The organism is Catellatospora vulcania (genome assembly GCF_009720385.1).
In the GTDB taxonomy this organism is placed as follows: domain Bacteria; phylum Actinomycetota; class Actinomycetes; order Mycobacteriales; family Micromonosporaceae; genus Catellatospora; species Catellatospora vulcania.
Map to the genome: position 1 here is coordinate 156,087 of NZ_WARX01000001.1, position 23,486 is coordinate 179,572.

Genomic DNA, 23,486 nt, shown 5'->3' on the forward strand with positions numbered 1-23,486 from the left:
CGCCGAGAGGGCGGCAGGGGCGGTGTGGAGGTGGGCTTGTTAACGCTGTGTGAGCAGGTGGATTCGGCCGGAGAGCTGCTCGGACGCGGGTTGGCAACGATAGGTGAAGCGACTTCACGGGTGGACTGACCAATCGCTAAGGTGTCGGGGCACATAGGGCTCTTACGCGTGGAGGCGATGGTGACCGGTTGGTCCGTCATGATGCGGGGCATCCGTCACCGCTCCGGCCGATCGCTGGTGGTGTTGTCGCTCGCGGCCTTCGCCACCGCCGCGGCGGTGCTCGCCCCGGCGTACGGCCGCGCCGCACAGCAGTCGGTGCTGACCGACGCGCTGAGCGCGGCCCCGGCCAGCGCCGCCGCGGTCACGGTGACCGCCGAGGGCAGCGCGGACACCGCCGAGGCGGCACACCAGCCGGTCGGTGACACCCAGTCGATCGTCAACGGCGCGCTGGCCAAGGCGCCGCACCTGGCCGCGGTGCTGGACCGGCCGATCGGCTCTGTCAGCACCGACACCACGCTGTCCACGGTGAGTGGGAACCGTTTCGCCGCCCGGCTGGCCTGGCACCAGGGAGCGTGCGCGCACCTGCGGATCACCGGCGACTGCGCCATCGACGCCGAGCAGGTGCTGCTCAGCGAGCGCGCCGCGGCCGAGGCCGGGGTCGAGGTCGGCGACAAGGTGTCGGCACGCGCCACGCAGGGCGAAGCGAAACTCCGGACGTACGAGGTCGTCGGCCTCTACACCCCGCTCGCCCCGGACGACTCCTACTGGGGCAACAACGGCTACTTCGCGCAGGCCCAGTCCGGCGGGGAGGGCGCGCCGCGCCTGGACGCCGTGTTCACCGGGGCCGAGGACGACGTGCGGCTCGGCGACGCGGTGCCGGTGACGCTGTCCGTGGCGTACCCGCTGAAGTCGGCGCAGGTGCGGCTCGACGACGTCACCGCGCTGCGCGACGAGCTGGGCGCGCTCGGCCTGGCCCTGAACGGGTTCGAGCTGCAGGTCGAGACGGCGCTGCCGTCGATCGTCGAGGACGCCGCCAAGGACCAGGACGCCCTCGCCCGGACCGTGCCCATCATCGCGGTGCCGCTGGTGCTGCTGGCCTTCGTCGTACTGCTGCTGCTGGTCGCGGCGCTGACCGAGGAGCGTGGCCCGGAGCTGGCGCTGGCCCGGCTGCGCGGCTACGGCAGCGGCGGCACGATCCGCTTCGGGCTGGGCGAGACGCTGCTGCTGATCGTCCTCGGCGCGCCGGTGGGCCTGGCGGCCGGGCTGGGCGCGGTCGAGCTGGCCGCCCGCTCGGTGCTCGCCGACGGCGTACACGTAGAGCTGCGCTGGCCGGTATTCGCAGCCGCCGCGGGCGGCCTGCTGCTCGCCTGCGCCGCCGCCTGGCTGGCCGCACGGGCCACGCTCGGCCGCAGCGTGCTGGGTCTGCTGCGGCGCGTGCCGCAGCGGGTCACCTGGCGCGCGGGCGTGCTGGAGGGCGTGGCCGCGGCGCTGGCGATCGCCTCGCTGGCCGCGGCGCTGCGCGACCGGTCCGCACCGCTGGCGCTGCTGGCGCCCGCCGCGCTCGCCATCGTCGCGGGCGTGTTCGCGGGCCGGCTGCTGAGCCTCTGGTCGCGGGCGCGGCTGAGCCTGGCCCGTCGCCGCGGCCGGCTGCCCGCCATGCTGTCGGCGGCGCAGCTCTCACGCCGACCGGGGGCTGCCCGCACGGTCGCCGTGCTCACCGCCGCCGTCGCGCTGCTGACCTTCTCCGCCACCGCCTGGGACGTCGCCGCGGACGCGCGCGCCGAGCGGGCCGACGACGCGGTCGGCGCGCCGACCGTCTACGCGGTCTCCGCGGCGCACCCGCAGGCGCTGGTCAAGGCACTGGCCGCGGCCGACCCGTCGAGCCGCTCGATGGCCGTGGTGCGGGTCGACGAGCTGTACAACAACCAGCGCGTCGAGCTGATCGGCGTGCAGTCCGAGCGGCTGCCCGCCGTCGCGATCTGGCGTGACCACGACGCTGCCGCGCTGTCCCTGCTGGCGGGCCGCCTGCGCGCGGACGTGCCGCAGGCCGCCGAGGTCAGCAGCCAGGTGACCGCCCGGGTGTCGGTGAGCACGCTCGGCGAGACGCCGGCCCGGCTGGGGGCGGTGCTGTCCTCGCCCGGTGAGCCGCCGAGCATCGTCTGGCTGGGCAGGCTGCGCGACGGCGCGCGCAACTACACCGCCGCCGCGCCCGCCTGCGCGGCCGCGCCCTGCCGCCTGGTCGGCCTGGCGGTCGCCCGGGAGCCCGGGGAGAGCGGCCCGGTGCAGGCCGAGCTGGTCGTGCAGTCGCTCAGCTCCGGCGGGCAGCAGCTGCCGGTGCGCTTCACCGAGTCGTCGGCCTGGCGGTTCCTGGTGGACCGCACCCCCAACGCGACCGTACGCGTCACCGCAGGCCAGCAGCTCGGCCTCAGCGTGAACTCCGCCGACCAGGGCGATGTGCTCATCTCCTACCTGGACACCCCGGCGGAGCTGCCCGCGGTGCTGGCCGGGCCCGCGCCGAGCAGCGACGATCCGGAGCACTTCGACCTGCCCGCGTTCGCCGAGACGCCGCAGGCGTTCAGCGTGCTGGAGAAGGCCGCGGTGCTGCCCCGGGCGGGCGAGCGCGGACTGCTGTTCGACCTCGACCTGGCGACCCGGGCCGCCGCGGTGACGCAGGGCCTGTCCGACGCGAGCGACCTGCGCTACGAGGTGTGGGCCGCGGCGGACGCCCCGTCCGACCTCGCCGCGAAGCTCGCCGGCCAGGGCGTACGGGTGCTGCGCACCGAGACCGTGCCGGACGAGCTGGCCCGGCTGGGCCGCCGCGCCCCCGCGCTCGGGCTGCTGCTCTACCTGCTGGCCGGTGTCGCGGCCGCGCTGCTCGCGCTCGGCGTGCTCGCGCTCAGCACCCGGCTGGGCGCCGCCGACCGCCAGGCAGAACTGGCCGCGCTGCGCGTCACCGGCGTACGCCCGAACGTGCTGCGCCGCGGGCTGCGGCGGGAACGGCTCGCGCTGATCGGCCTGCCGATGATCGTCGGATTGCTGGTCGGCCTCGGCGCCGCGGCCCTGATGCTGCCCGGCATCCCGCTGGTCACCGTCGGCACGCCCGGCGCGCCGAACCTGACCGGGGACGTGCTCGGCACGCTGGTGCCCGGACTGACCCTGGACGCGCTGCCGCTGGCGATCGCCGGTGCCCTGCTGGTGCTCGTGGTGGTCGTGCTGCGCAGCGGCCGGCTCGTGAAGCGGGCGACCCCCGAACTGATCCGAGGAGGCGGCCGGTGAACGGCACGGTTACCTGTCGCGGCCTGGTCTACATCTACCGGCTGGAGGGGTACGACGTGGTCGCCCTCGGCGGGGTGGACCTGGACATCGCACCCGGCGAGTCGGTGGCCCTGCTGGGCCCGTCCGGCTCCGGCAAGTCCACGCTGCTCTCCCTGCTGGCCGGGCTGATCCGCCCGGCCGCCGGGCGGGCCACCGTCGGCGAGACCGACCTGGCCAAGGCGTCCGAGGCGGACCTGGCCCGGATGCGCGCCACCGAGGTCGGCGTCGTGCTGCAGGGCGCCGAGCGCAACCTGCTGCCGTACCTGACCGCCGAGCAGAACGTGCGCTTCGCCCAGCGGGCCGCCCGCTCGCACGGTGTGGCCGACCTGCCCGCCCCGCGTGACGTGCTCGCGCTGGTCGGCCTGCTCGGCGTGCGCGGCCGGCTGCGCCAGCGCCCGCACGAGCTGACCCCCGGCGAGCGGCAGCGCCTGGCGCTGGCCGTCGCGCTGGCGCACAAGCCGGGGCTGCTGCTCGCCGACGAGCCGACCAGCCAGCTCGACTCGGTCGCCCGCGACGAGGTCATCGCCGCCCTGGAGTCGGTGCGCCGCAACGGCACCACGGTCGTCGTGGTCACCCACGACCCCGAGGTCGGCGCGGGCATGGGCCGCCAGGTCACCATCCGCGACGGGCGGGTCGGCGGCGAGGGACGGCTCGGTGAGGAGTTCGCCGTGGTCGGTCGGGACGGCTCGGTGCACCTGCCGCCCGACGTGCTGGCGCTGCTGCCGCCCGGCACCAAGCTGCGGGTGCACGCGCGTCCCGACGGCACGGTGCTGCTGGCCCCCGCGCACGCGGCCCAACCGGGCAGCGCGGTCGTGCCGGTCGACGAGTACGAGCCCGAGGACGACGCGACCGCCTACCGGCGTGGTCAGATCGTCCCCGACTACAGCCGTGAGGTGGCCTGATGACCCGGATGCTGCTGGCCGAGCGGATCACCATGGCGTACGGCAAGGACCGGGCGGTGCTGCGCGACATCACCGTGGCCGCCCAGCCGGGCCGGATCCTGGCCGTCACCGGCGCGTCCGGCGCGGGCAAGACCACGCTGCTGTGGGCGCTGGCCGGGCTGCTGCGCCCGGTAGAGGGGCAGGTCAGCCTCGACGGAGCGCCGCTGCGTGACCGCGACCAGGCCGTCACCCACGGCATCGTGCTGATCCCGCAGCACAACGGGCTCGCCCCGACCCTGACCGCGGCCGAGAACATCCTGGTCGCCCTGGTGTCGGCGGGTGTACGGGCCCCGGACGCGCGCCGGCTCACCGCCGAGGCGCTGGAGCGGGTCGGCCTGGCCAACCAGGCCGAGCAGCTGGTCGAGGAGCTGTCCGGCGGGCAGCAGCAGCGTACGGCGATCGCCCGCGGCCTGGCCCTGCGCGGCCCGGTGCTGCTGGCCGACGAGGTCACCAGCGAACTCGACGCCGCCAACCGCCAGACGGTGCTGACCCTCCTGCGTGCCGAAGCCGAACGCGGCGCAGCCGTCGTCTTCGCCACCCACGACCCCCAAGCCGCGGCAGCCTGCGACGACGAACTCCACCTCGTCGACGGCTACGCCACCACCCCCGCCACCCACTGACCCACCCCTTCCTTTCGCAACTCTTAAAGACTTGCGGCCTCCGAGTCACTCGGAGGCCGCAAGTCTTTAAGAGTTGTCGCAGGTCGGTGACGCGTCAGCGGCTGTAGACCTCGATCTCCCAGAGGCTGTAGCCGTAGGTGGTGGCGCGTTGGACGCCCTGCATGCGGACGTAGCGGGCGTTGACGGGGGTGAAGGTGTTGATGTCGACGCCGCCGTTGCCGGTGGTGGTGGACCAGGCCGTGGTCCAGGTGCTGCCGTCGGTGGAGACGTCGATGCGGTACGAGCGCCCGTACGCCGCCTCCCAGCGCAGGATGGTCCGGCCTACGCTGCGTACGCTGCCCAGGTCGACGGTGATCTGCCTGCTGTCGGCGGAGGTGCTGCTCCAGCGGGTGGTCGGGTTGCCGTCGACGGCGTTGCCGACCGGGTAGAACAGCTGGCTGCCGTTCGCCGAGACCGAGCGGCCCTGGGCCAGGTTGGCGATGTCCTGGCCACGCCTGGCCGGGAACGACACCACCTGCTGGTAGGTCGGCCGGTTCTGCCAGGCGGTCAGCGGCGCGGTGATGCCGCCCAGCGCCGACTGCAGGATCGCGTCGGCACACCACTGGTCACCGGCGGCGCAGTGCTCGTCGCCGGGGTAGACGGCACTCGCCCCCTGCCCGTTGGCGCTGCCCAGGGTGGACAGCAGCACGGTGCGGCACGCGCTGAGCACGCCGTTGCCGCAGTACGTGCGCCCGAGCCCGCCGGCGACCGGGTCGCCGAGCACGGTGCGCACGTCCTTCTCGACGTACCCCCACCAGCCGTGCTGGAAGGACGAGCCCTTGTGGGCCTGGCTGGCGGACAGCGAGCCGGGCAGGCCGGAGCCGGGACCGTTCTGGCCGCCGGACGGTGATTCGTTGATCTGCATGGCGTCGACGAGGGCGCCGTAGAGCCCGTCGCCGAGTTCGGCCTTGAACTGGCCGCTGACCAGCAGCGGCCACCACGCGTCGAAGATCCGGATCGCGTCGGCGTGGGCGTAGGCCTTCGAGCCGGGGGCGGTCTCGACGCGCCGGGCTCCGGCCTGCTGCCATGCCTTGAGCTTGGCGACGGCGGCGGACAGCGTGGGGTCGGTGACGGCCTGGCTCTCGATGACCCGGAGCAGGTCGTCGAGCACCTTCCAGCCGCGCAGGTCGGTGACCCCGGCGTTCTCGACCAGGCTCGCCAGCGAGGAACGGGTGAACTTGTGCCCGCTCGCGATCGCGGCTTTGACCGGGGCGTCGAGCAGGTCGCCGCGGTGCACCGAGCCGAAGCTGAAGTCGCCGTCGGCCGCCCCGAAGTCCTTGGCCTGCCGGTTGTTCCAGCTGATGTAGTAGTCCTGGTTCACCGACTGCGGGTGGGTGGCGTTGGCCGCCCAGGTCGCGTTGTTGCTGTCGGGCTGGTAACCCAGCCACTCGTATGGCGCGTCGCCGCGTACCGGCAGGTTGGGGTTGTGCCCGGCGGCGCGCTGCGGGTTGCTGCCGGACATGAAGTAGGCGGTGTCGGTGGAGTTCACGTAGAACCAGTTGAACGAGTAGCCGACGTTGCCCGCGGCGGTCTTGAAATCGGCCGCCGAGCCCATCGCGGCGGGGTCGTTGAACATCTGGAAGCCGATCGCCGAGTCGGCCTCGTGGCGGTAGGTGGACCGCAGGTGGGTGAATGCGTGCGGTACGCCGCCGACGGTGCCGCGCCAGGCCACCAGACCTAGCTTGGTCCGGTACGTGACCAGCTTGTACGAGCCCGCGGCGGTGCCGTCGGCCGTGCTCGGCGTCCACGCGTTGGTGTGCGACAGCTCCTCCATCGCGGTGCAGACACCCCGGTAGAAGTACTTGTTGCTGCTCAGGGTGGGGGCGCTGCCGTCGGTGGTGCACAGCGGCAGGGAGTACGTGTCGGTGATGTCGTGCGCCGCCGAGGTGGCGCTCCACGCGTAGTCCTGCCCGCGGCCGAGCAGCACGTACAGGTTGAGCCCGGCGAACGCCGCGCCGCGGGCGCTGATCCCGGGGCCCTGCAGCTCCTGCACCATCAGCAGCTGCGGGGAGAAGTAGCCGGTCTGCGGCCCGAACACGGCGACCGGGTGGCCGGTGGCGGAGTGCGCCGCGGAGATCACCGCCGCGTTGGACATGCCCTTGCGCTTGTTGCCGATGGTCAGGCTGCCCAGGGCTGCGGCGATGTCGGACTGCGCGGTGACGGCGCTGTTCGCCGAGCCGGTCGGGTTGGTGACGACCGGTTCGACGACGGCGCTGTTCGCGTCGGGCAGCACCACACCGGCCGCGTTGTCGTCGGCCGCGCCGTACGGGAAGCTCGTGCCGTCGTGGATGGTGAGCACGGCCTCCGGGTCGGTGCGGCTGCGGAACGCGTTCCACACCGCGTCGCCCTCGACCGCGCCGTAGCGGGCCCGCGCGGCGACGCGGACCAGCGCGGACTCCATCTCGCTGCCGCCGCCCCCGCCGAACAGGCCGCCGACCACGCCCGCGATGGCGATCAGGTCGGTCATCGTGAACTGCACCGGGCCGCCCGCGTTGGTGACCGCGTCGAGGTGCCCGGTGAGCACGTACTCGCCGGGGCAGTTGCGGTCGGCCATGCACTTGGCGATGTAGGCGTTGATGCCGGCGATGTAGTTCTGCACGTCGGTGTAGAGCTGCGCCCCCCGGGTGCCGAGGTTCTGCAGCGCGTTGACCTGCGCCTGGAGGTCGGCTTCGGTGTACGGCGCGTTGCGCCACACGCTCTGCTCCAGCGAGCGGTTGCCCGCAGCCCCGCCCGCGAACGGGGTGAGCGTGCCGCGCCCGACGTGGCGCAGCAGATCCATGGTGAACAGCCGGTCCTCGGCCCCGGCGTAGCCGGCCCCGAACATGGTCCCGGCCCGGGTGGTGCCGGTGACGTGCGGCGTGCCGGTGGCCTTGTCGCGTACCACGGTCACGTCGGAGCGGGGGGCGTAGCTGCGTTCGACCTGCCCGGCGGGCACGCCGAACGAGGCGTCGTTGAAGTACGCCGGGATCTGCTCGTCGGTGAGCCCGGCGTAGTTGTAGACCAGGTTGGCGTACCGGTCGAGCTGGTCGGCCGAGTGCGCGGGCCGGGTGCCGAACACCTGGTGGCCGAGGATGTCGACGAGGGTGGCGTTGCCGTTCTGGCCAGGCGGCAGGATGTCTGCGCACTCGGCCAGACAGAAGTCGTTCGGGGCCAGCACGGCTGCGGCGGCGGGGGCCGCAGCGGGCACGAACGTGGCGAACGCACCGGCTGTGACCAGTGCGAACGTGGCGGCTAGGGGGCGTTTGACCCGGGAGCGGGCCGGGGTGGCGCGTCGGGACATGGGGTGGATCCCTTCGGCAGGACGGGACGGGGGCCGCTGATCCGCATCGGACAGCAGGCCCACGCGCAGCCTGACGCGACGTGTCCGCCGCCGACGCACTTACGTGAAGCAATTTCGTGTACCGGATGGTAACGAAGTATTCACTGTGACGAAAGAGACAGACACCGATCGAATGCCCGTCCGGCGGGGGACCGTCCGCTCGCGACGGTCGCCAGGCCGCCTTGATCGCCGACTTGCCAGGCAGGTGGGCGAAAGGGCACGCAAGATACGCACAGGCGCCAGGCAAGTCGAGCGATCTTGACGCCGCGACCGGGACTGTCCGGGTCAGGACAGGGCGGGCTGCTGGGCCGGCCGGTCGGCAGGCGTGGCCTGCTGGGGTACGGCGGGTGCGGGCGCGGGGCGATCCCCGACCTGCTCGCCGAGCAGCACCCGGCGCACCACGCGTTCGCCGGCCTTGCCGTCTTCCAGGGCGCAGAAGCGCTCGCGGAACGCCGCCCGCCGCTGCCGGGCCTGCTCGTCGTCGACCGCGCCGGAGGCGAACACGGCAGCAAGCTCGTCCTGGGTGGCCGCGATCGCCCCGGGGTGCGCGTCGAAGATGTCGAAGTACACGCCGCGGGTGGTGCGGTACCACTCCCAGTCCGGGGCGAAGATCACGATCGGCCGGTCCAGCACCGCGTAGTCGAACATGGTCGACGAGTAGTCCGTGACCAGCACGTCCGCGGCGAGGTAGAGGTCCTCCACCCGGGGGTGCCCGGTCACGTCCAGGACCTGGGCGGAGCCGCCGGGCGCGGCCGGCTTGCCCTCGTAGAAGTAGTGCGCGCGGACCAGGATCACCGAGTCCGGGCCGAGCGAGCCCGCCAGCTCGGCGAGGTCGAGGTAGCCGGACACGTCCCTGTTGCGGCCGCGGTGCGTCGGCGCGTACAGCACGACCTGCTTGCCGGGCTCGATGCCGAGCGCGGCGCGCACCTTCGCGCCGTGGTCGGGGGCGGCGTTGACCAGGACGTCGTTGCGCGGGTAGCCGTACTCCAGCGACTCGTAGCCGCCACCCGGGTAGGCGGTGCCCCAGGACTGCGTCGAGTGCTGGTTGGCCGCCACGCTGTAGTTCCACCGGCCGACCCGCTTGAGCAGCTCGTCGCCGCCCTTGCCGCGGCGGCCGCCGTAGGTGAGCCCGTCCATGCCCATGAGCTTCAGCGGGGTGCCGTGGTGGGTCTGCACCTCGACCGCGCCGGGCCGCTTGACGATGTAGTCGGGGAAGTTCGCGTTGCTGATGAAGTACTTGGCGCGGGCCATCGCCCGGAAGTAGGCCGGGGACTCCTCGACCACGTACTCGACGCCGGCCGGCAGGTGCGCCACGCGGTCGGGCTTGACCACCCAGACGCCGCGGATGTGCGGGGCCAGCTCGCGGGCCTTCTCGTAGATCGCGGCCGGGTTGCAGCTGTAGCCGGCGCCCCAGTAGGCCGAGTAGACGGCGAGCCGCTCGTCGACGGGCAGGCGCAGCTGCGCGCGGTAGAGCGCGTACTTGAGGGCGCGGCCGGGCTCGCGGGTCACGCGGCGGGCCTTGGCGCTGATCGACCGCATCCGGCGCAGCATCGGCACAGCTCCCCCTCGCGTGCGTTCACCTGGGGCGATGGGCCCGGGGACCCGTTCGCTCCATGACCGGCGGACCGTCGCCGAACCGCGGCCATAGTGGGCCAGAAGATAACAGGACGGCCCGCTCCAAGTAAACCGCAGCGGAACGGGCGGTGACCTGATCATGCGTAGGGAGCTGCGGTTCGGCAAGTGACCGGCGGGTAGCGACTGGCTGAGCGATCGTTCAGGCAATCGGGCTACGCTGTGCTCGAAATCCTGTGATCCAGGTATCAGACCCCGGGAGGAAACGTGGACGCGAACGAGATCGCCGCCGGTCGCGAGCGTTGGCAGCAGCGGTACGACAAGGCGCACAAACGCCATGCGGACTTCACCACGCTCAGCGGGGTCGAGGTCGAGCCGCTCTACGGCCCGGCCGAGGGCGTCGCGTACCCGGGCTTCGAGCGCATCGGCTGGCCCGGTGAGTTCCCGTTCACCCGCGGCCTGTACCCGACCGGCTACCGGGGCCGCACCTGGACCATCCGCCAGTTCGCCGGGTTCGGCAACGCGGTGCAGACCAACGAGCGCTACAAGCTGATCCTCGGCGCGGGCGGCGGCGGCCTGTCCGTCGCCTTCGACATGCCCACCCTGATGGGCCGCGACTCCGACGACGGCCGCTCGCTGGGCGAGGTCGGCCACTGCGGCGTCGCCATCGACTCGGCCGCCGACATGGACGTGCTGTTCGGCGGCATCGACCTGCAGAAGGTCACCACCTCGATGACCATCTCCGGCCCCGCGGTGCCGGTGTTCTGCATGTACCTGGTCGCCGCCGAGCGCCAGGGCGCCGACCTGAGCAAGCTCGACGGCACCCTGCAGACCGACATCTTCAAGGAGTACATCGCGCAGAAGGAGTGGCTGTTCGACCCCGAGCCGCACCTGCGCCTCATCGGCGACCTGATGGAGTACTGCGCGCACGAGATCCCGAAGTACAAGCCGCTGTCGGTGTCGGGATACCACATCCGCGAGGCGGGTGCGACGGCCGCGCAGGAGCTGGCGTACACGCTGGCCGACGGCTTCGGCTACGTCGAGCTGGGCCTGTCCCGCGGCCTGGACGTCAACGTCTTCGCCCCCGGCCTGAGCTTCTTCTTCGACGCGCACGTCGACTTCTTCGAGGAGATCGCGAAGTTCCGCGCCGCCCGCCGCATCTGGGCCCGCTGGATGCGCGACGTGTACGGCGCGACCAGCGAGAAGGCCCAGTGGCTGCGCTTCCACACGCAGACCGCCGGCGTCTCGCTGACCGCCCAGCAGCCCGTCAACAACGTGGTGCGCACCGCCGTCGAGGCGCTGTCGGCCATCCTCGGCGGCACCAACTCGCTGCACACCAACGCCCTGGACGAGACCCTCGCGCTGCCCACCGACGAGTCCGCCGAGATCGCCCTGCGCACCCAGCAGGTGCTCCTGGAGGAGACCGGCGTCGTCAACGTGGCCGACCCGCTGGGCGGCTCCTGGTACGTCGAGGCCCTCACCGACAAGATCGAGGCCGAGGCCGAGGCGATCTTCCAGCGCATCAAGGAACGCGGCACCGACGGCACCATCACCAGCGGCATCCTGCGCGGCATCGAGGACGGCTGGTTCACCTCCGCGATCGCCGACTCCGCCTACACCTACCAGCGCGCGCTTGAAGAAGGCCAGAAGCGCATCGTCGGCGTCAACTGCCACACCGGCACCATCGCCAAGGACCTGGAGATCATGCGGGTCTCCCACGAGGTCGAGCGCGAGCAGGTCAAGATGCTCCAGGCCCGCCGCACCGACCGCGACCAGGCCGCCGTCGACGCCGCCATCAAGAAGATGGTCGACGTCTCCCGCACCGAGGCCAACATGGTCCCCGCCATGCTCGACGCCTGCCGTGCCGAAGCCACCCTCGGCGAAATCTGCGACGCCCTCCGCGCCGAATGGGGCGTCTACCGCGAACCCGCGCGCTTCTAACCCCCGACCGAGGCGACGATCTTGCGTGAACTGTGGGTACGACACACTCGTACCGGGCAAAAGGGCAACAGTTCACGCAAGATCGTCGTGATCTATGGGTGGGGCGGGACCTTGGCGGGGGGATTGTCACCGGCGTGGGAGACTGGGTAACCATGAGCGATCTCCGACCCGGACAGTCGATCTTCACGCGTGGCGCGGTGGATCTCGGCGCGCTGGCCGCGCGCAGTCAGCAGGCGCCCGCGGCGACCCCGGCCGCGTCCACGACGACCTCGGCCGGTCCCGGCAACGGTGGTAACGGCGGCTTCCCCGGTGCGCCCGCGGGGGGCGGTCACGTGGTGGACGTGACCGAGGCCAACGTGCAGGACGAGGTCCTGCAGAAGTCGATGACCACCCCTGTGGTGGTGGCCTTCCTCGCTCCGGGCTACCCCGAGGTGGACCAGCTCGCCGACGCGCTGGCGCAGTTCAACGCCGCCGACGGCGGCACCTGGGTGCTCGCCCGGGTGAACGCGCAGGCCGATCCGCGGCTGGCCGCCATGTTCCGGGTGCAGAGCGTGCCCACCGTGTATGCCGTCGTGGGCGGGCAGCCGATCGACGCGTTCGCCGGGCCCGTGCCGCCGGCCCAGCTGCGCCAGTGGCTGGACGCCGTGCTGCGGGCCGGCGGGGTCGACGTGGCCTTGCCCGAGGACCCGCGCCTGGAAGAGGCCGACGAGGCCCTGATCATGGGCAACCTGGACGAGGCCGAGAAGGCGTACCGCAAGATCCTTTCGGATTCGCCGAAGGACGCCGCGGCCGAGGCCGGCCTGGCCCAAGTCGTGCTGGCCAAGCGGGTCACCGGGGTGGACCCGCAGGCCGCGGTCGCCGCCGCCGACGCCGCACCCGACGACATGGCCGCGCAACTGCGGGCGGCCGACGTCGAGGTGCTGGCCGGTCAGGCAGAGCAGGCGTATCAGCGGCTGGTCAATCTGGTGCGCCGCGTCTACGGTGACGATCGGGAGACGGTGCGCCAGCACCTCGTGTCGCTGTTCGCCGTCGCCGGCCCGGACGATCCCGCGGTGGCGGCCGCGCGGCGTGCCCTGGCCAGCGCTTTGTTCTAACCGCTCGTGGCCCGTCCCGGACGGCCCGCCTGTACGGCGGGCCGCCGGGCACTCCCCACCAGCGTGCATGAGGCCAGGGGGGAGAAGGGGTTATGCGCCGCATCGCGGTTCTCGACGCGCCGTCGAACCTGGGCCTGCGCCCGCCGACCGAGACCTCCGTGCCCGGCTGCGCCAAGGCGCCGGGCGCGCTGCGTGACAAGAAGCTGCTGACCCGGCTCGACGCGCGCGACGCCGGCTGCGTCACCCCGCCCCGCTACGACCCCGGTGACTGGCGGCCGGGCGACGGGGTGGCGCACGCGCTGCAGATCCACTCGTACAGCGTGCGGCTGGCCGAGCGGATCGGCGCGATCGTCGACGGTGGGGAGTTCCCGCTGGTGCTGGGCGGTGACTGCTCGATCCTGCTGGGTTCGGCGCTGGCCATGCGGCGGCTCGGCGAGGAGGTCGGCGGCCGGATCGGGCTGGTCTTCGTGGACGGGCACTCCGACTTCCGCCACCCGGGCAACGCCCCGTACGTCGGCGCGGCCGCGGGCGAGGACCTCGCCCTGGTCACCGGCCGGGGCCAGACCGAGCTGGCCGGGATCGAGGGCCGCCGCCCCTACTTCCGCGACACCGACGTGGTCGTGCTCGGCATCCGCGAGCACGACGAGTACCGCCTCGACCTGCAGGCCGCCGGTTTCGCGACCCGCCCGGCCACCGCGGTGCGCGCCGAGGGCGCCCGCCGCACCGCCCAGTGGGCCCGCGAGCGCCTGGCCGACTGCGCCGGCTTCTGGGTGCACATCGACGTGGACGTGCTCGACCCCGCGGTCATGCCCGCCGTCGACGCCCCCGAGCCCGGCGGCATCGCCCTGACCGAACTCGAACTCCTGCTCACCGGCCTGGTCAACACCCCCGACTGCCTCGGCATGGAGCTGACCGTCTTCGACCCCGACCACGACCCCGACGGCCGCCACGCCGCCGAGCTGGTCAGCACCCTGGTCGCCGGTCTGGCCCCGTTGATGCCCCCCAAACGCCCCACCCGCGCCCCCCGCGTCCCCAGCCCTCGCACCGCCACCGAGAAACGCACCGCTGCCTGACCACGCGACACCTCCGCGTTGATCATGAACTTATGGCACGGGTCGGCGGCGTGGCGTCGCCACAACTTCATGATCGTGGGGAGAGCGGCGGTCTGCCGCGCTGCGTGATCAGCATCGGCGGCAGGTGCCGGCGGTGGTGTGGGCTAACTCGCGCGGAGGTGCGCGCGGAGGGGACGGCCTCGGCGGATACTGTGGCCGCATGCCCGCTGTGCTCTCCACCGCGACGACCGTCGTCGCCCTGCTGCTGGCCGCCGTCGCGTTGCTGGCGGCCGCGCTCAACCGCGCTCCGGACCGCGTGCAGCTGATCGGCACCGTGATCGTCAGCATCGCCGCCGTGGTGCTGGTCGGCGCCGCCGTGGCGAGCTGGATCGGCGGTCACTCGCCGCGGGAGACCACCACCTTCCTGGGGTACGCCCTGACGATGCTGCTCCTGCCCGCGGGCGCCTGGATCGTCGGCAAGATGGAGCCCACCCGCTTCGGCAGCGTGATCATCGGGGTGGCCGCGCTCATCGTGCCCGTGCTCGTGCTGCGCATCGGCCAGGTGTTCGGTGCCTAGGCCCGTGAACACCGGCCTGGGCCGGGTTCTCGTCTTCGTGTACGGCCTGTTCGCCGTCGCCGCGACCTGCCGGGCTGGTGTGCAGATCATCATGAAGTTCGGTGAGGCTCCGGTCTCGTACCTGCTCAGCGCGCTGGCCGCGGTGCTCTACATCGTCGCCACGGTCGGCCTGGTGCGCGGTGACGCGGGTGGCCGCCGCCTGGCGCAGGCCTGCTTCACCGTCGAGCTGATCGGCGTGCTCGCCGTCGGCACGCTCAGCGTGCTCCAGCCGCAGGACTTCCCGGACGCCACGGTGTGGTCCGGTTTCGGCGAGGGCTACGGCTACCTGCCGCTCGTGCTGCCGGTGCTCGGCCTGATCTGGCTGCGCCGCCCGCAGCAGGCCGCGACGGGGGCCGTGACGGAGGACTCGACCGTCCGCTAGGCTGCGCCGATTCGTCGGGTGGAGCGGGGGACGTGACGACCCCGGGCGCCCTCTGCGGCATCCGATCGTGCTGCGCGCCGGGCTCGCCGCGGTGCCCGGCGCCGCAGTGGCCGCACTGGCCGAACCCGGTGTCGTCGCCCTGCCGGGCGCCCTCGTGTGCCTGTTCGCACTCACCGCGCGGTTGCCCGGCCGCTGACGTCGCCGCCAGCTGCGCGGCTACTTCGACCGGTGCCGCCGCGTCCCGGCGGACCGTCTGAAACGGCCCGGGGGACACGGCGGCGGACCGCCCGCGCCGGTCAGGCTTCGGCGAGGTGGTAACGGGTGTAGTCACGCAGCTTCACGAAGGACCGCTCGGCCTTGCCGTGGTAGTACCACGGGTCGTCGGTGACGAAGGCGTCCCCGATGAGGGCGAAACAGCGTTCGGCTTCGGTGAAGTGGTCACCCAGCGCGAACGCCATGGCGAACGCGTTCCAGACGTAGGGCGTGTTCGGGGTCCGGCGGTAGTCCGGATGCCAGATCGAGCTCTCGGCGGCCGCCACCAGCTCGTCGCCGACTTCGCGCTGCTCCAGGTATTCGTCTTCCTTCTTGCGGGAGAGCCACTCCTCGATGTGCGCCTCCGCGATCAGGCCGGGCAGACCCGTGCCGGGGAAAGCGGCAGCCCGCTCACGGGCGAACCGGAACATCAGCTCGGAGCTGCCGCTCCACTTGCGGCACACCGCCTGCAGCATCGTCGCGTGGGCGCTCTCGTTGGTCGGGTCGATCGCGATCACCGCGTCGAACCGCCGCTGGATCTCGGCCAGCCCTTTGGAGCGGGCGCTGGCGAGGGTGATCAGACCGGCGAGCGCCTTGACGTTCCCAGGGTCCCGGTCGAGGACCTCGTCCAGGCAGTTCTCGGCGAGCACGAGCCGCTGCCGGAACAGCTTCCAGCCCTCCTCCGTGACGCTGGACGCGTAACCGCTGCCCCGGGCGTCCCAGGCCCAGCTGATCGCCGCGAGGCCCTTGACCAGCAGCGGCACGGTCGGGTCGGGGTCGGAGCGGACGGCGTCGTCGATCCACTCCATCAACCCGGACTTCGTCGAGGCGATGCCGGCGTAGTACCCGTGCAGCACCGGATCGGGGTTCATGACGATGGCGCGGGCGGCTGCCCAGTCACGGTTGCCCAGGTGCATGCTCAGCCGCCGGGCGTCGGCATCGCCGAGGAACGGGTCGATCGTGATCTCGGGCGGGGACTCCTCAGGAGCCGCCCTCACCTTCTTGCGAAACGGCCACATGCCCCGCGACCCTAACCGCCGCCCGCGGATCCCGCTGACCCCCGAAGATCGCGACGATCTTGCACGAACGGTTGCTGTTTCGTCCGGTACGAGTGTGTCGTACCCACCGTTCGTGCAAGATCGTTGAGGTTGGGGGTCAGCGGAGGTTGCGGAGGAAGGACTCGGTCACGGGGACGGCGGTTTCGCTGGGCTTGATGCCGTTCTCGACGAAGACGGCGAAGGCGATGTCGCCCTGCCAGCCGATGAACCAGGCGTGGGTGTGCGCGGGGTTGTCGTCGTACTCGGCGGTGCCGGTCTTGCCGTAGACGGCGCCGCCGGGGGCGTCCTTCAGGGCGGTGGCGGTGCCGACGGTGACGACCTCGCGCATCATGGCCCGCAGCGGGTCGACGGTGGTGGGCTTGAGGGCGGGGCCGTCGGCGGCGGGCTTGGCCGGGACCGGGTCGAGCAGCAGGATGGGCTGCTTCCACTGGCCGCGGGCGATGGCGGCGGCGACGCCGGCCATGGCGACGGGGCTGACGATGGTCTGGCCCTGGCCGAAGGAGGCCGCGGCGAGTTCGGTGGCGCTGCCGCCGGTGGAGACGCGGCCGGTGAAGGCGGGCACGCCCAGGTCCCAGGTCTGGCCCAGGCCGAGGGCGTTGCCGGCGCTGATCAGGCCGTCCGGGCCCAGCTGCGGGGCCAGCGAGGCGAACGCCGTGTTGCAGGACTTGGCGAAGTCCGTGTGGAAGGGGACGTTGCCCAGTTCCAGGAAGTTCGAGTTCTTGAACTGGCGGCCCTCGACGGTGAAGAACTTCGGGCACGGCACGACCTGGTTCGCGGTGACCTTGCCGGCGTCGAGCAGGCCGTACGCGGACACGGCCTTGAAGGTCGAGCCCGGCGGCACCTGGGCGGTGAAGGCGAGGTTGTCCGCCCCGCTGTTGGCCACCGCGACGATCTTGCCGTCGCTGACCCGGATCGCCACCATGGCGCTGCGCTGCTTGACCGTGGCGAGCGCCTTCTCGGCCGCGATCTGGCTCTTCTCCTCGATGGTGAGCTGGAGCTTCTGACCGTCCTTGTCCTCCACCGTGTAGAGCGGGGTGTCCTGGACGGTGCCGTCGGTGGCCTTGCGGCTGGAGACCACGCTCAGCCCGGCGGTGCCGCGCAGCCGGTCGTCGTAGCTGCGCTGGATGCCGCCGAGACCGGCCTGGTCGCCCACCTGGTAGGCGCCGGGCTTGCTGTCCATGATCTCTTTGGTGACCGGCCCGACCGTGCCGAGCAGCGCCCGCGCGAACGTGCGGGTCGGCGAGAGCAGCCACTCCTCCTCGCGGAACGACACACCCTTGTCCATCTGCGCCCGCAGGCGGTCGCGGATCGGCTCGTAGATCTCGCGGCGCAGGGTCACGATCTCGACCAGCGCGTCCGGCTTGGCGTCCTTCACCCGGGCGGGCAGCTTGGCCAGGTCGTCCTTGCTGACGTCGTACGCCCCCGAGGTGAAGATCTCGGTCAGGTCCTTGACCAGCGTGTCGATGTCCTTGACCTTCTGCGGCTCGATGCCGATGACGACGACCGGCCGGGACTTGACGATCTCGGCGCCGGTGCCGTCGAAGACACCGGCGCGGGCCGGGGCCAGCCGGCGTACGGCCAGCTCGTCGCCCTTGGTCAGCTTCTCGTGCACGATGGCGGGCTCCCAGATGACCTGCCAGGTGTCCTTGGCCTTGGTCATCCGGACCGTGGTGGTGTACTCCCAGTTGGTCTTGTCCGGCAACGGCTGGGCGACCTTGATCTGGGTGGTCGCCAGGTTCTGGCTCACCGCCGGGTCCTGCCTGGTCAGCGTCGGGGGAGTGTCGCGGAAGACACCCTCCAGGGCGCGCAGCTCGGTCTTGACTGCGTCGACGGCGACACCCTGGCCGGTCGGGCTGACGAACGTGACCTTGTCGAAGGTCCCCGAGCGCCAGCCGGCCAGGAACGCGTCGAGCATCGTCTCGGGGCCGTCGTCCTTCGAGCAGGCGGCAAGTGCGGGGAACAGCAGCGACATCGCCACCAGAGAGAGGACAATCTTGGGACGGCGTACCTTCGAGCGCAGAGCCATGCGGGCATTCTGCCGCAACGGCACCAGCCGTGTGACACCAGCGCTGTCCGGCACCGGACTGACGGGGCGCGATGTCGGCGGCCCCCGAACGAGTGCCTGGCCGGGGGTGCTGGCTAGGCTGGGGTTGACGACGGGACGGCCCCTGCAACGGCCCGTCCCACCAACGACCCACAGCGCGGTGGGCGAAGGGGAGTGCTTTTCATGGAGTCTGGCGGCGCAACGGTCGGCGGCAGCGCTTCGGCCGAGGTCGAAGCCGGTGCGAGCGGCGACACCATCAGGAACGAAGGGGTGCCGCAGGCACATCCGGACGACCTGGACGACGCCGATCTCGACGAGCCCCTGCCCAACGGCGAGCGCCTGATCGCGGCCGCGGTCGCGCTGGCCGCCGGGGGCAGCCCCGACACCCCGAGCCTGGCCGACGACCGGCTCGCCGAAGCCCAGCTGGTACAGCGGTACTGGCGCTTCGCCCCGGACGAGGAACTCGTCGACCTCACCCCGGCCCGCCTGGTCGAGGCCGCCCGCGCGCACCGCGAGCTGGCCGCCTCCCGGATGCCGGGCGAACTGAAGCTGCGCCTGTCCCTGTCGGGTGAACCGCGCCACACCGTCGTGGAGCTGGTCACCGACGACATGCCGTTCCTGGTCGACTCGGTCACCGCGGCGCTGTCCGCCCGCAAGGACGTGCAGCTGCTGGTGCACCCGGTGATGGTGGTGCGCCGCGACGAGCAGGGCGACCTGACCGAGGTCTGCGCCGACGTCGAGCCGGACGACGCCATTCCCGGCGACCTGGTCGAGAGCTGGATGCGGATCGAGGTCGGCGCGATCCGCGACGAGGCGGAGCTGGCGCACCTGCGGGCCGACCTGGAGCGGGTGCTGGGCGACGTGCGCCGGGCGGTCGAGGACTGGCCGCGCATGCGGGCGCAGGCGCTGGCGCTGGCCGACGAGATCTCCGGGGCCGAGCTGCCGGTGCCCGACCGCGACCTCACCGACTCGGTGGAGCTGCTGCGCTGGCTGGCCGACCACCACTTCACCTTCCTCGGCTACCGCGAGTACGAGCTGGTCCACGTGCCCGGCGCGGCCGGCAACGAGACCGACCTGATGCGGGCCGTGCCCGGCACAGGGCTGGGCATCCTGCGCGACGACGCGTCCTCCACGGCCCGCACCCTGGAGTCGATGACGCCCGAGGCGCAGCACAAGGCGCTGGAGAAGCGCCTGCTGGTGATCACCAAGGCGAACTCGCGGGCCACCGTGCACCGCTCGGCCTACCTGGACTACATCGGCTTCAAGATGTTCGACGCGGACGGCAACGTCAGCGGCGAGCGCCGCTTCCTCGGCCTGTTCTCGTCGGCGGCGTACCGCACCAGCGTGCGGGATCTGCCGGTGATCCGCCGCAAGGTGGACAACGTGCTGGACCGCTCCGGCCTGTCCGCGCGCAGCCACTCCGGCAAGGACCTGCTGGAGATCCTGGAGACCTACCCGCGCGACGAGCTGTTCCAGATCAGCACCGACGACCTGTACCAGGCCGTGACCGGGGTGCTCAGAATGGCCGGACGCCGCCAGTTGCGGCTGTTCCTGCGCCGCGACGGCTACGGCCGGTTCATCTCCTGCCTGATCTACCTGCCGCGGGACCGGTTCACCACCGCGCACCGGCTGGCCATGCAGGACATCCTGCTGCGCGAGCTGAACGGCATCGGCGTCGACTACACCACCCGGGTCAGCGAGTCCAACCTGGCCCGGATCCACTTCATCGTGCGCACCGACCCGAACGACCCGCCCGGTGACGTGGATGCCGACGCGTTGGCCGAGATGCTGGGCGACGCCACCCGCAACTGGGACGACGACTTCCGGCTGGTGCTGGAGCGCAAGGTCGGCGACGAGCAGGCCCGGCTGCTGGCGGCGCGGTACACCGACGCGCTGCCGGAGACCTACAAGGACGGGCACCTGCCCTACGAGGGCGCGCAGGACCTGGCCAAGCTGGAGCTGCTGGACGAGCCCGGTCAGCTGGAGATGCACCTGTTCCGGCGGCGCTTCACGGCAGGTTCGGGCAGCGTCGTCGAGGCCACCACGCCCGGCAACGACGTGCGGTTCAAGGTGTACCGGCACGGCGAGCCGATGCTGCTGTCGGCGGTGCTGCCGGTGCTGCACTCGCTGGGTGTGCGGGTCACCGACGAGCGGCCGTACGAGGTGCGCCGCGACGACGCGACCGTGTTCGTGTACGACTTCGGCCTGCAGCTGCCCGCCGGGGCGCGGGACCTGGCCGAGGTGCGCGCGCACGTGGAGAACGCCTTCGCCGCCGCGTGGCGGGGCGAGGCCGAGGTCGACGGCTTCAACGAGCTGGTGCTGCGCGCGGGCCTGACCTGGCGGCAGGCCGTGGTGCTGCGGGCGTACGCGAAGTACCTGCGCCAGGCCGGCACCGTCTTCGCGCAGGAGTCGATGGAGGCCACCTTCACGGCGTACCCGCAGATCGCGGCGATGCTGGTGGCGCTGTTCGAGACCCGGTTCAACCCGAGCCTGCAGCTGTCCGACACCGAGCGCAGCAGCCAGGCCAAGGAGCTGATCTCGGCGATCGGCCGCCAGCTGGAGTCGGTGGCGAGCCTGGACCAGGACCGCATCCTGCGCAACTTCCTGACCCTGATGCAGGCCACGCTGCGTACCTCCTTCTTCCAGAAGGCGGCCGACGGGCGGCCCAAGTCCTACATCGCGTTCAAGCTGGACCCGCAGGCCATCCCGGACCTGCCGGCCCCGCGGCCCAAGTTCGAGATCTTCGTGTACTCGCCCCGCTTCGAGGGTGTGCACCTGCGCTTCGGCGCGGTGGCCCGGGGCGGGCTGCGCTGGTCGGACCGCCGCGACGACTTCCGCACCGAGGTGCTGGGCCTGGTCAAGGCGCAGATGGTCAAGAACGCGGTGATCGTGCCGGTGGGGGCCAAGGGCGGCTTCGTGCTCAAGCAGGCTCCCGCCGCGGGCGACCGCGACGCGCTGCAGGCCGAGGGTGTGGCCTGCTACAAGCGCTTCATCTCGGCGCTGCTCGACATCACCGACAACCTCGACGCCGGCAAGATCGTCCCGCCGGTGGACGTGGTGCGCCACGACGGCGACGACCCGTACCTGGTCGTCGCCGCGGACAAGGGCACCGCGACGTTCTCGGACATCGCCAACGAGATCTCCGCCTCGTACGGGTTCTGGCTGGGCGACGCGTTCGCCTCGGGCGGCTCGGCCGGCTACGACCACAAGGGCATGGGCATCACCGCCCGCGGCGCGTGGGAGTCGGTCAAGCGGCACTTCCGCGACCTGGGCCGCGACACGCAGACCGAGGACTTCACCGTGGTCGGCGTCGGCGACATGTCCGGCGACGTGTTCGGCAACGGCATGCTGCTGTCCGAGCACATCCGCCTGGTGGCCGCGTTCGACCACCGGCACATCTTCCTCGACCCGGACCCCGACGCGGCCGCCTCGTTCGCCGAGCGGGCCCGGATGTTCGCCCTGCCGCGCAGCTCGTGGGCCGACTACAACCCGGAGCTGATCTCCGCGGGCGGCGGCGTGCACCCGCGCACCGCCAAGTCCATCCCGGTCACCCCGCAGGTCCGGGCCGTGCTCGGCCTGGCCGACACGGTCACCGCGATGAGCCCGGCCGAGCTGATGAAGGCGATCCTGCTCGCCCCGGTCGACCTGCTGTGGAACGGCGGCATCGGCACCTACGTCAAGGCCACCACGGAGTCGCATGCCGAGGTCGGCGACAAGGCCAACGACGCGATCCGGGTCAACGGCGGGCACCTGCGCGCCAGGGTCGTCGGCGAGGGCGGCAACCTGGGCCTGACCCAGGCCGGGCGCATCGAGTACGCGCGCCGCGGCGCACAGGGCGCGGGCGGCCGGATCTTCACCGACTTCATCGACAACACGGCCGGGGTGGACTGCTCCGACCACGAGGTCAACATCAAGATCCTGCTGGGCGCGGACCCGGAGCTGGGCCGCGACGCCCGCAACGAGCTGCTGGCCTCGATGACCGACGAGGTCGCCGCCCTCGTGCTGCGCGACAACTACGGCCAGGCCACGGCGCTGGGCAACGCCCGCGCGCAGACGCTGTCCCTGCTGCCCGTGCACCGCCGCCTCATCACCGAGCTGGAGCGCTCCGGCCGGCTGGACCGGGCCCTGGAGGGCCTGCCCGGCGACGAGGAGCTGGCGGCCCGCTCGGAGAACGGCGAGGGCCTGTCCACGCCCGAGTTCGCCGTGCTCATGGCGTACGTGAAGATCGTGCTGGAGGAGGAGATCGTCCACTCGGATCTCCCCGACGACGCGTGGACGGCCCAGACCATGGCCGACTACTTCCCGACGCCGCTGCACGGCATGACCCAGCAGATGGCCGAGCACCGGCTGCGCCGCGAGATCGTCACCACGGTGCTGGTCAACGAGACCGTCAACCGGGGCGGCATCACGTTCGTGCACCGTACGGTCGAGGAGACGGGCGCGTCCGCCGCGGACGTGCTGCGCGCCTTCGAGATCGTGTGGGAGGTCTTCGAGCTGCCCGCGCTGTGGGCGGCCGTCGAGGCGACCGACAACGTCGTGCCGACCGCAGCCCAGACCGCGGTCTACCTGAAGGCCCGGCGGCTCATGGACCGGGCGGTGCGCTGGCTGATCCAGAACCGGCGCTCGCCACTGGACGTGCCCGGCGAGATCGCGAAGCTCAAGCCCGGCGTGTCCGCGCTGGCCCCGCGCATGAAGGAGATGTTCCTGGGCGCGGAGCGCGAGGGCATCGCCGAGCACGAGGCCGAGCTGGTGGCCCTGGGCGCACCCCAGGACCTGGCCGAGTGGGGCGCCCGCACCCTGTACAGCTTCGCCCTGCTGGACATCGTCGAGGTGGCCTCGTCCACCGGCCACGACCTCGACGAGGTGGCCGGCGTCTACTTCGTCCTGTCCGAACGCTTCCGCGTCGACGAGCTGCTGACGAAGATCTCCCAGCTCCCGCGCGACGACCGCTGGCAGACCCTGGCCCGCATGGCCCTGCGCTACGACCTCTACGCAGCCCTGGCCGCCCTGACCGGCGAGGTCCTCGCGGCCACCCCGGCCGCCCCCGCCCAGGACCGGGTCACCCAATGGGAGCAGCACAACGCCGCCACCATCGCCCAGGCCCGCAAATCCATCAGCGAACTCGAGGGCATCAAGGCCGACCTGGCCCCCCTCTCCGTCCTCCTCCGCCAGATCCGCACCCTGGTCCGCACCGCCGCCGCGTAACCCTCCACCGCGACGATCTTGGGGCGCGGGGTGCGG

The 23,486-nt window shown here is 72.1% G+C and carries 14 protein-coding genes; 10 read left to right on the forward strand and 4 right to left on the reverse strand.

Annotated elements, in window-relative coordinates; translation table 11 throughout:
• The first annotated feature begins 180 nt into the window (after nucleotides 1–180).
• From F6W97_RS19930 to F6W97_RS19940, 3 genes are read left to right on the forward strand one after another with little or no spacing between them, the layout of a single operon-like run.
• Complete coding sequence (locus F6W97_RS19930) at nucleotides 181–3,276, forward strand: FtsX-like permease family protein (protein ID WP_155371969.1); 3,096 nt, start codon at nucleotides 181–183, stop codon at nucleotides 3,274–3,276.
• Entirely contained in the window at nucleotides 3,273–4,217 is a 945-nt protein-coding gene (locus F6W97_RS19935) for an ABC transporter ATP-binding protein (RefSeq protein WP_155371970.1), read from the forward strand. The genes F6W97_RS19930 and F6W97_RS19935 overlap by 4 nt, the downstream gene beginning before the upstream one ends.
• Nucleotides 4,217–4,876 carry an ABC transporter ATP-binding protein gene (locus tag F6W97_RS19940; protein ID WP_155371971.1) on the forward strand — a complete coding sequence of 220 codons (660 nt, stop codon included), beginning with the start codon at nucleotides 4,217–4,219 and terminating at the stop codon, nucleotides 4,874–4,876. The genes F6W97_RS19935 and F6W97_RS19940 overlap by 1 nt, the downstream gene beginning before the upstream one ends.
• 94 nt (nucleotides 4,877–4,970) lie before the next feature.
• Here F6W97_RS19940 and F6W97_RS19945 read toward each other — a convergent pair whose 3' ends face one another.
• Nucleotides 4,971–8,195, reverse strand: a complete 3,225-nt coding sequence (locus F6W97_RS19945) for a penicillin acylase family protein (protein ID WP_155371972.1) — start codon at nucleotides 8,193–8,195, stop codon at nucleotides 4,971–4,973.
• 324 nt (nucleotides 8,196–8,519) lie between these two features.
• Entirely contained in the window at nucleotides 8,520–9,773 is a 1,254-nt protein-coding gene (locus F6W97_RS19950; protein ID WP_196279242.1) for a CDP-glycerol glycerophosphotransferase family protein, read from the reverse strand.
• Between the two features lie 300 nt (nucleotides 9,774–10,073).
• Between F6W97_RS19950 and F6W97_RS19955 the strand changes: the two genes are divergently transcribed.
• The 6 genes from F6W97_RS19955 (at nucleotide 10,074) to F6W97_RS41285 (ending at nucleotide 15,087) form a co-directional block, all read left to right on the forward strand.
• Nucleotides 10,074–11,747 carry an acyl-CoA mutase large subunit family protein gene (locus tag F6W97_RS19955; RefSeq protein WP_155371974.1) on the forward strand — a complete coding sequence of 558 codons (1,674 nt, stop codon included), beginning with the start codon at nucleotides 10,074–10,076 and terminating at the stop codon, nucleotides 11,745–11,747.
• 152 nt (nucleotides 11,748–11,899) lie between these two features.
• Nucleotides 11,900–12,841, forward strand: coding sequence for a tetratricopeptide repeat protein (locus F6W97_RS19960; protein ID WP_155371975.1), 942 nt, complete (start codon nucleotides 11,900–11,902; stop codon nucleotides 12,839–12,841).
• Between the two features lie 92 nt (nucleotides 12,842–12,933).
• Nucleotides 12,934–13,914 (forward strand): arginase family protein, encoded by a 981-nt coding sequence (locus tag F6W97_RS19965; protein WP_155371976.1) that lies wholly within the window; start codon nucleotides 12,934–12,936, stop codon nucleotides 13,912–13,914.
• Between the two features lie 199 nt (nucleotides 13,915–14,113).
• Complete coding sequence (locus tag F6W97_RS19970; RefSeq protein WP_155371977.1) at nucleotides 14,114–14,470, forward strand: hypothetical protein; 357 nt, start codon at nucleotides 14,114–14,116, stop codon at nucleotides 14,468–14,470.
• Nucleotides 14,463–14,891 carry a hypothetical protein gene (locus F6W97_RS19975; RefSeq protein WP_155371978.1) on the forward strand — a complete coding sequence of 143 codons (429 nt, stop codon included), beginning with the start codon at nucleotides 14,463–14,465 and terminating at the stop codon, nucleotides 14,889–14,891. Before F6W97_RS19970 ends, F6W97_RS19975 begins: the two co-directional genes overlap by 8 nt.
• Before the next feature lie 67 nt (nucleotides 14,892–14,958).
• A complete protein-coding gene (locus F6W97_RS41285; RefSeq protein WP_269059702.1) occupies nucleotides 14,959–15,087 on the forward strand; it encodes a hypothetical protein in 129 nt (42 codons plus the stop codon).
• A gap of 100 nt (nucleotides 15,088–15,187) precedes the next feature.
• Here the strand turns inward: F6W97_RS41285 and F6W97_RS19980 are convergent, their stop codons facing one another.
• The gene (locus F6W97_RS19980) at nucleotides 15,188–16,162 is read right to left on the reverse strand and encodes a tetratricopeptide repeat protein (RefSeq protein ID WP_155371979.1); all 975 of its coding nucleotides are present in this window, start codon (nucleotides 16,160–16,162) and stop codon (nucleotides 15,188–15,190) included.
• A gap of 136 nt (nucleotides 16,163–16,298) precedes the next feature.
• The gene (locus F6W97_RS19985) at nucleotides 16,299–18,227 is read right to left on the reverse strand and encodes a penicillin-binding transpeptidase domain-containing protein (protein WP_155371980.1); all 1,929 of its coding nucleotides are present in this window, start codon (nucleotides 18,225–18,227) and stop codon (nucleotides 16,299–16,301) included.
• Nucleotides 18,228–18,428: 201 nt separating this feature from the next.
• On the opposite strand from F6W97_RS19985, the gene F6W97_RS19990 reads away from it, so the two are divergent.
• Nucleotides 18,429–23,450 carry an NAD-glutamate dehydrogenase gene (locus tag F6W97_RS19990; protein WP_155371981.1) on the forward strand — a complete coding sequence of 1,674 codons (5,022 nt, stop codon included), beginning with the start codon at nucleotides 18,429–18,431 and terminating at the stop codon, nucleotides 23,448–23,450.
• Nucleotides 23,451–23,486: the final 36 nt, after the last annotated feature.

Excerpts from the sequence above, each read along its gene's own strand:
- F6W97_RS19940 (WP_155371971.1), top strand. The coding sequence starts at position 4,217 with ATGACCCGGATGCTGCTGGCCGAGCGGATCACCATGGCGTACGGCAAG.
- F6W97_RS19945 (WP_155371972.1), bottom strand. The coding sequence starts at position 8,195 with ATGTCCCGACGCGCCACCCCGGCCCGCTCCCGGGTCAAACGCCCCCTA.
- F6W97_RS19950 (WP_196279242.1), bottom strand. The coding sequence starts at position 9,773 with ATGCGGTCGATCAGCGCCAAGGCCCGCCGCGTGACCCGCGAGCCCGGC.
- F6W97_RS19960 (WP_155371975.1), top strand. The coding sequence starts at position 11,900 with ATGAGCGATCTCCGACCCGGACAGTCGATCTTCACGCGTGGCGCGGTG.
- F6W97_RS19965 (WP_155371976.1), top strand. The coding sequence starts at position 12,934 with ATGCGCCGCATCGCGGTTCTCGACGCGCCGTCGAACCTGGGCCTGCGC.
- F6W97_RS19970 (WP_155371977.1), top strand. The coding sequence starts at position 14,114 with ATGCCCGCTGTGCTCTCCACCGCGACGACCGTCGTCGCCCTGCTGCTG.
- F6W97_RS19980 (WP_155371979.1), bottom strand. The coding sequence starts at position 16,162 with ATGTGGCCGTTTCGCAAGAAGGTGAGGGCGGCTCCTGAGGAGTCCCCG.
- F6W97_RS19985 (WP_155371980.1), bottom strand. The coding sequence starts at position 18,227 with ATGGCTCTGCGCTCGAAGGTACGCCGTCCCAAGATTGTCCTCTCTCTG.
- F6W97_RS19990 (WP_155371981.1), top strand. The coding sequence starts at position 18,429 with ATGGAGTCTGGCGGCGCAACGGTCGGCGGCAGCGCTTCGGCCGAGGTC.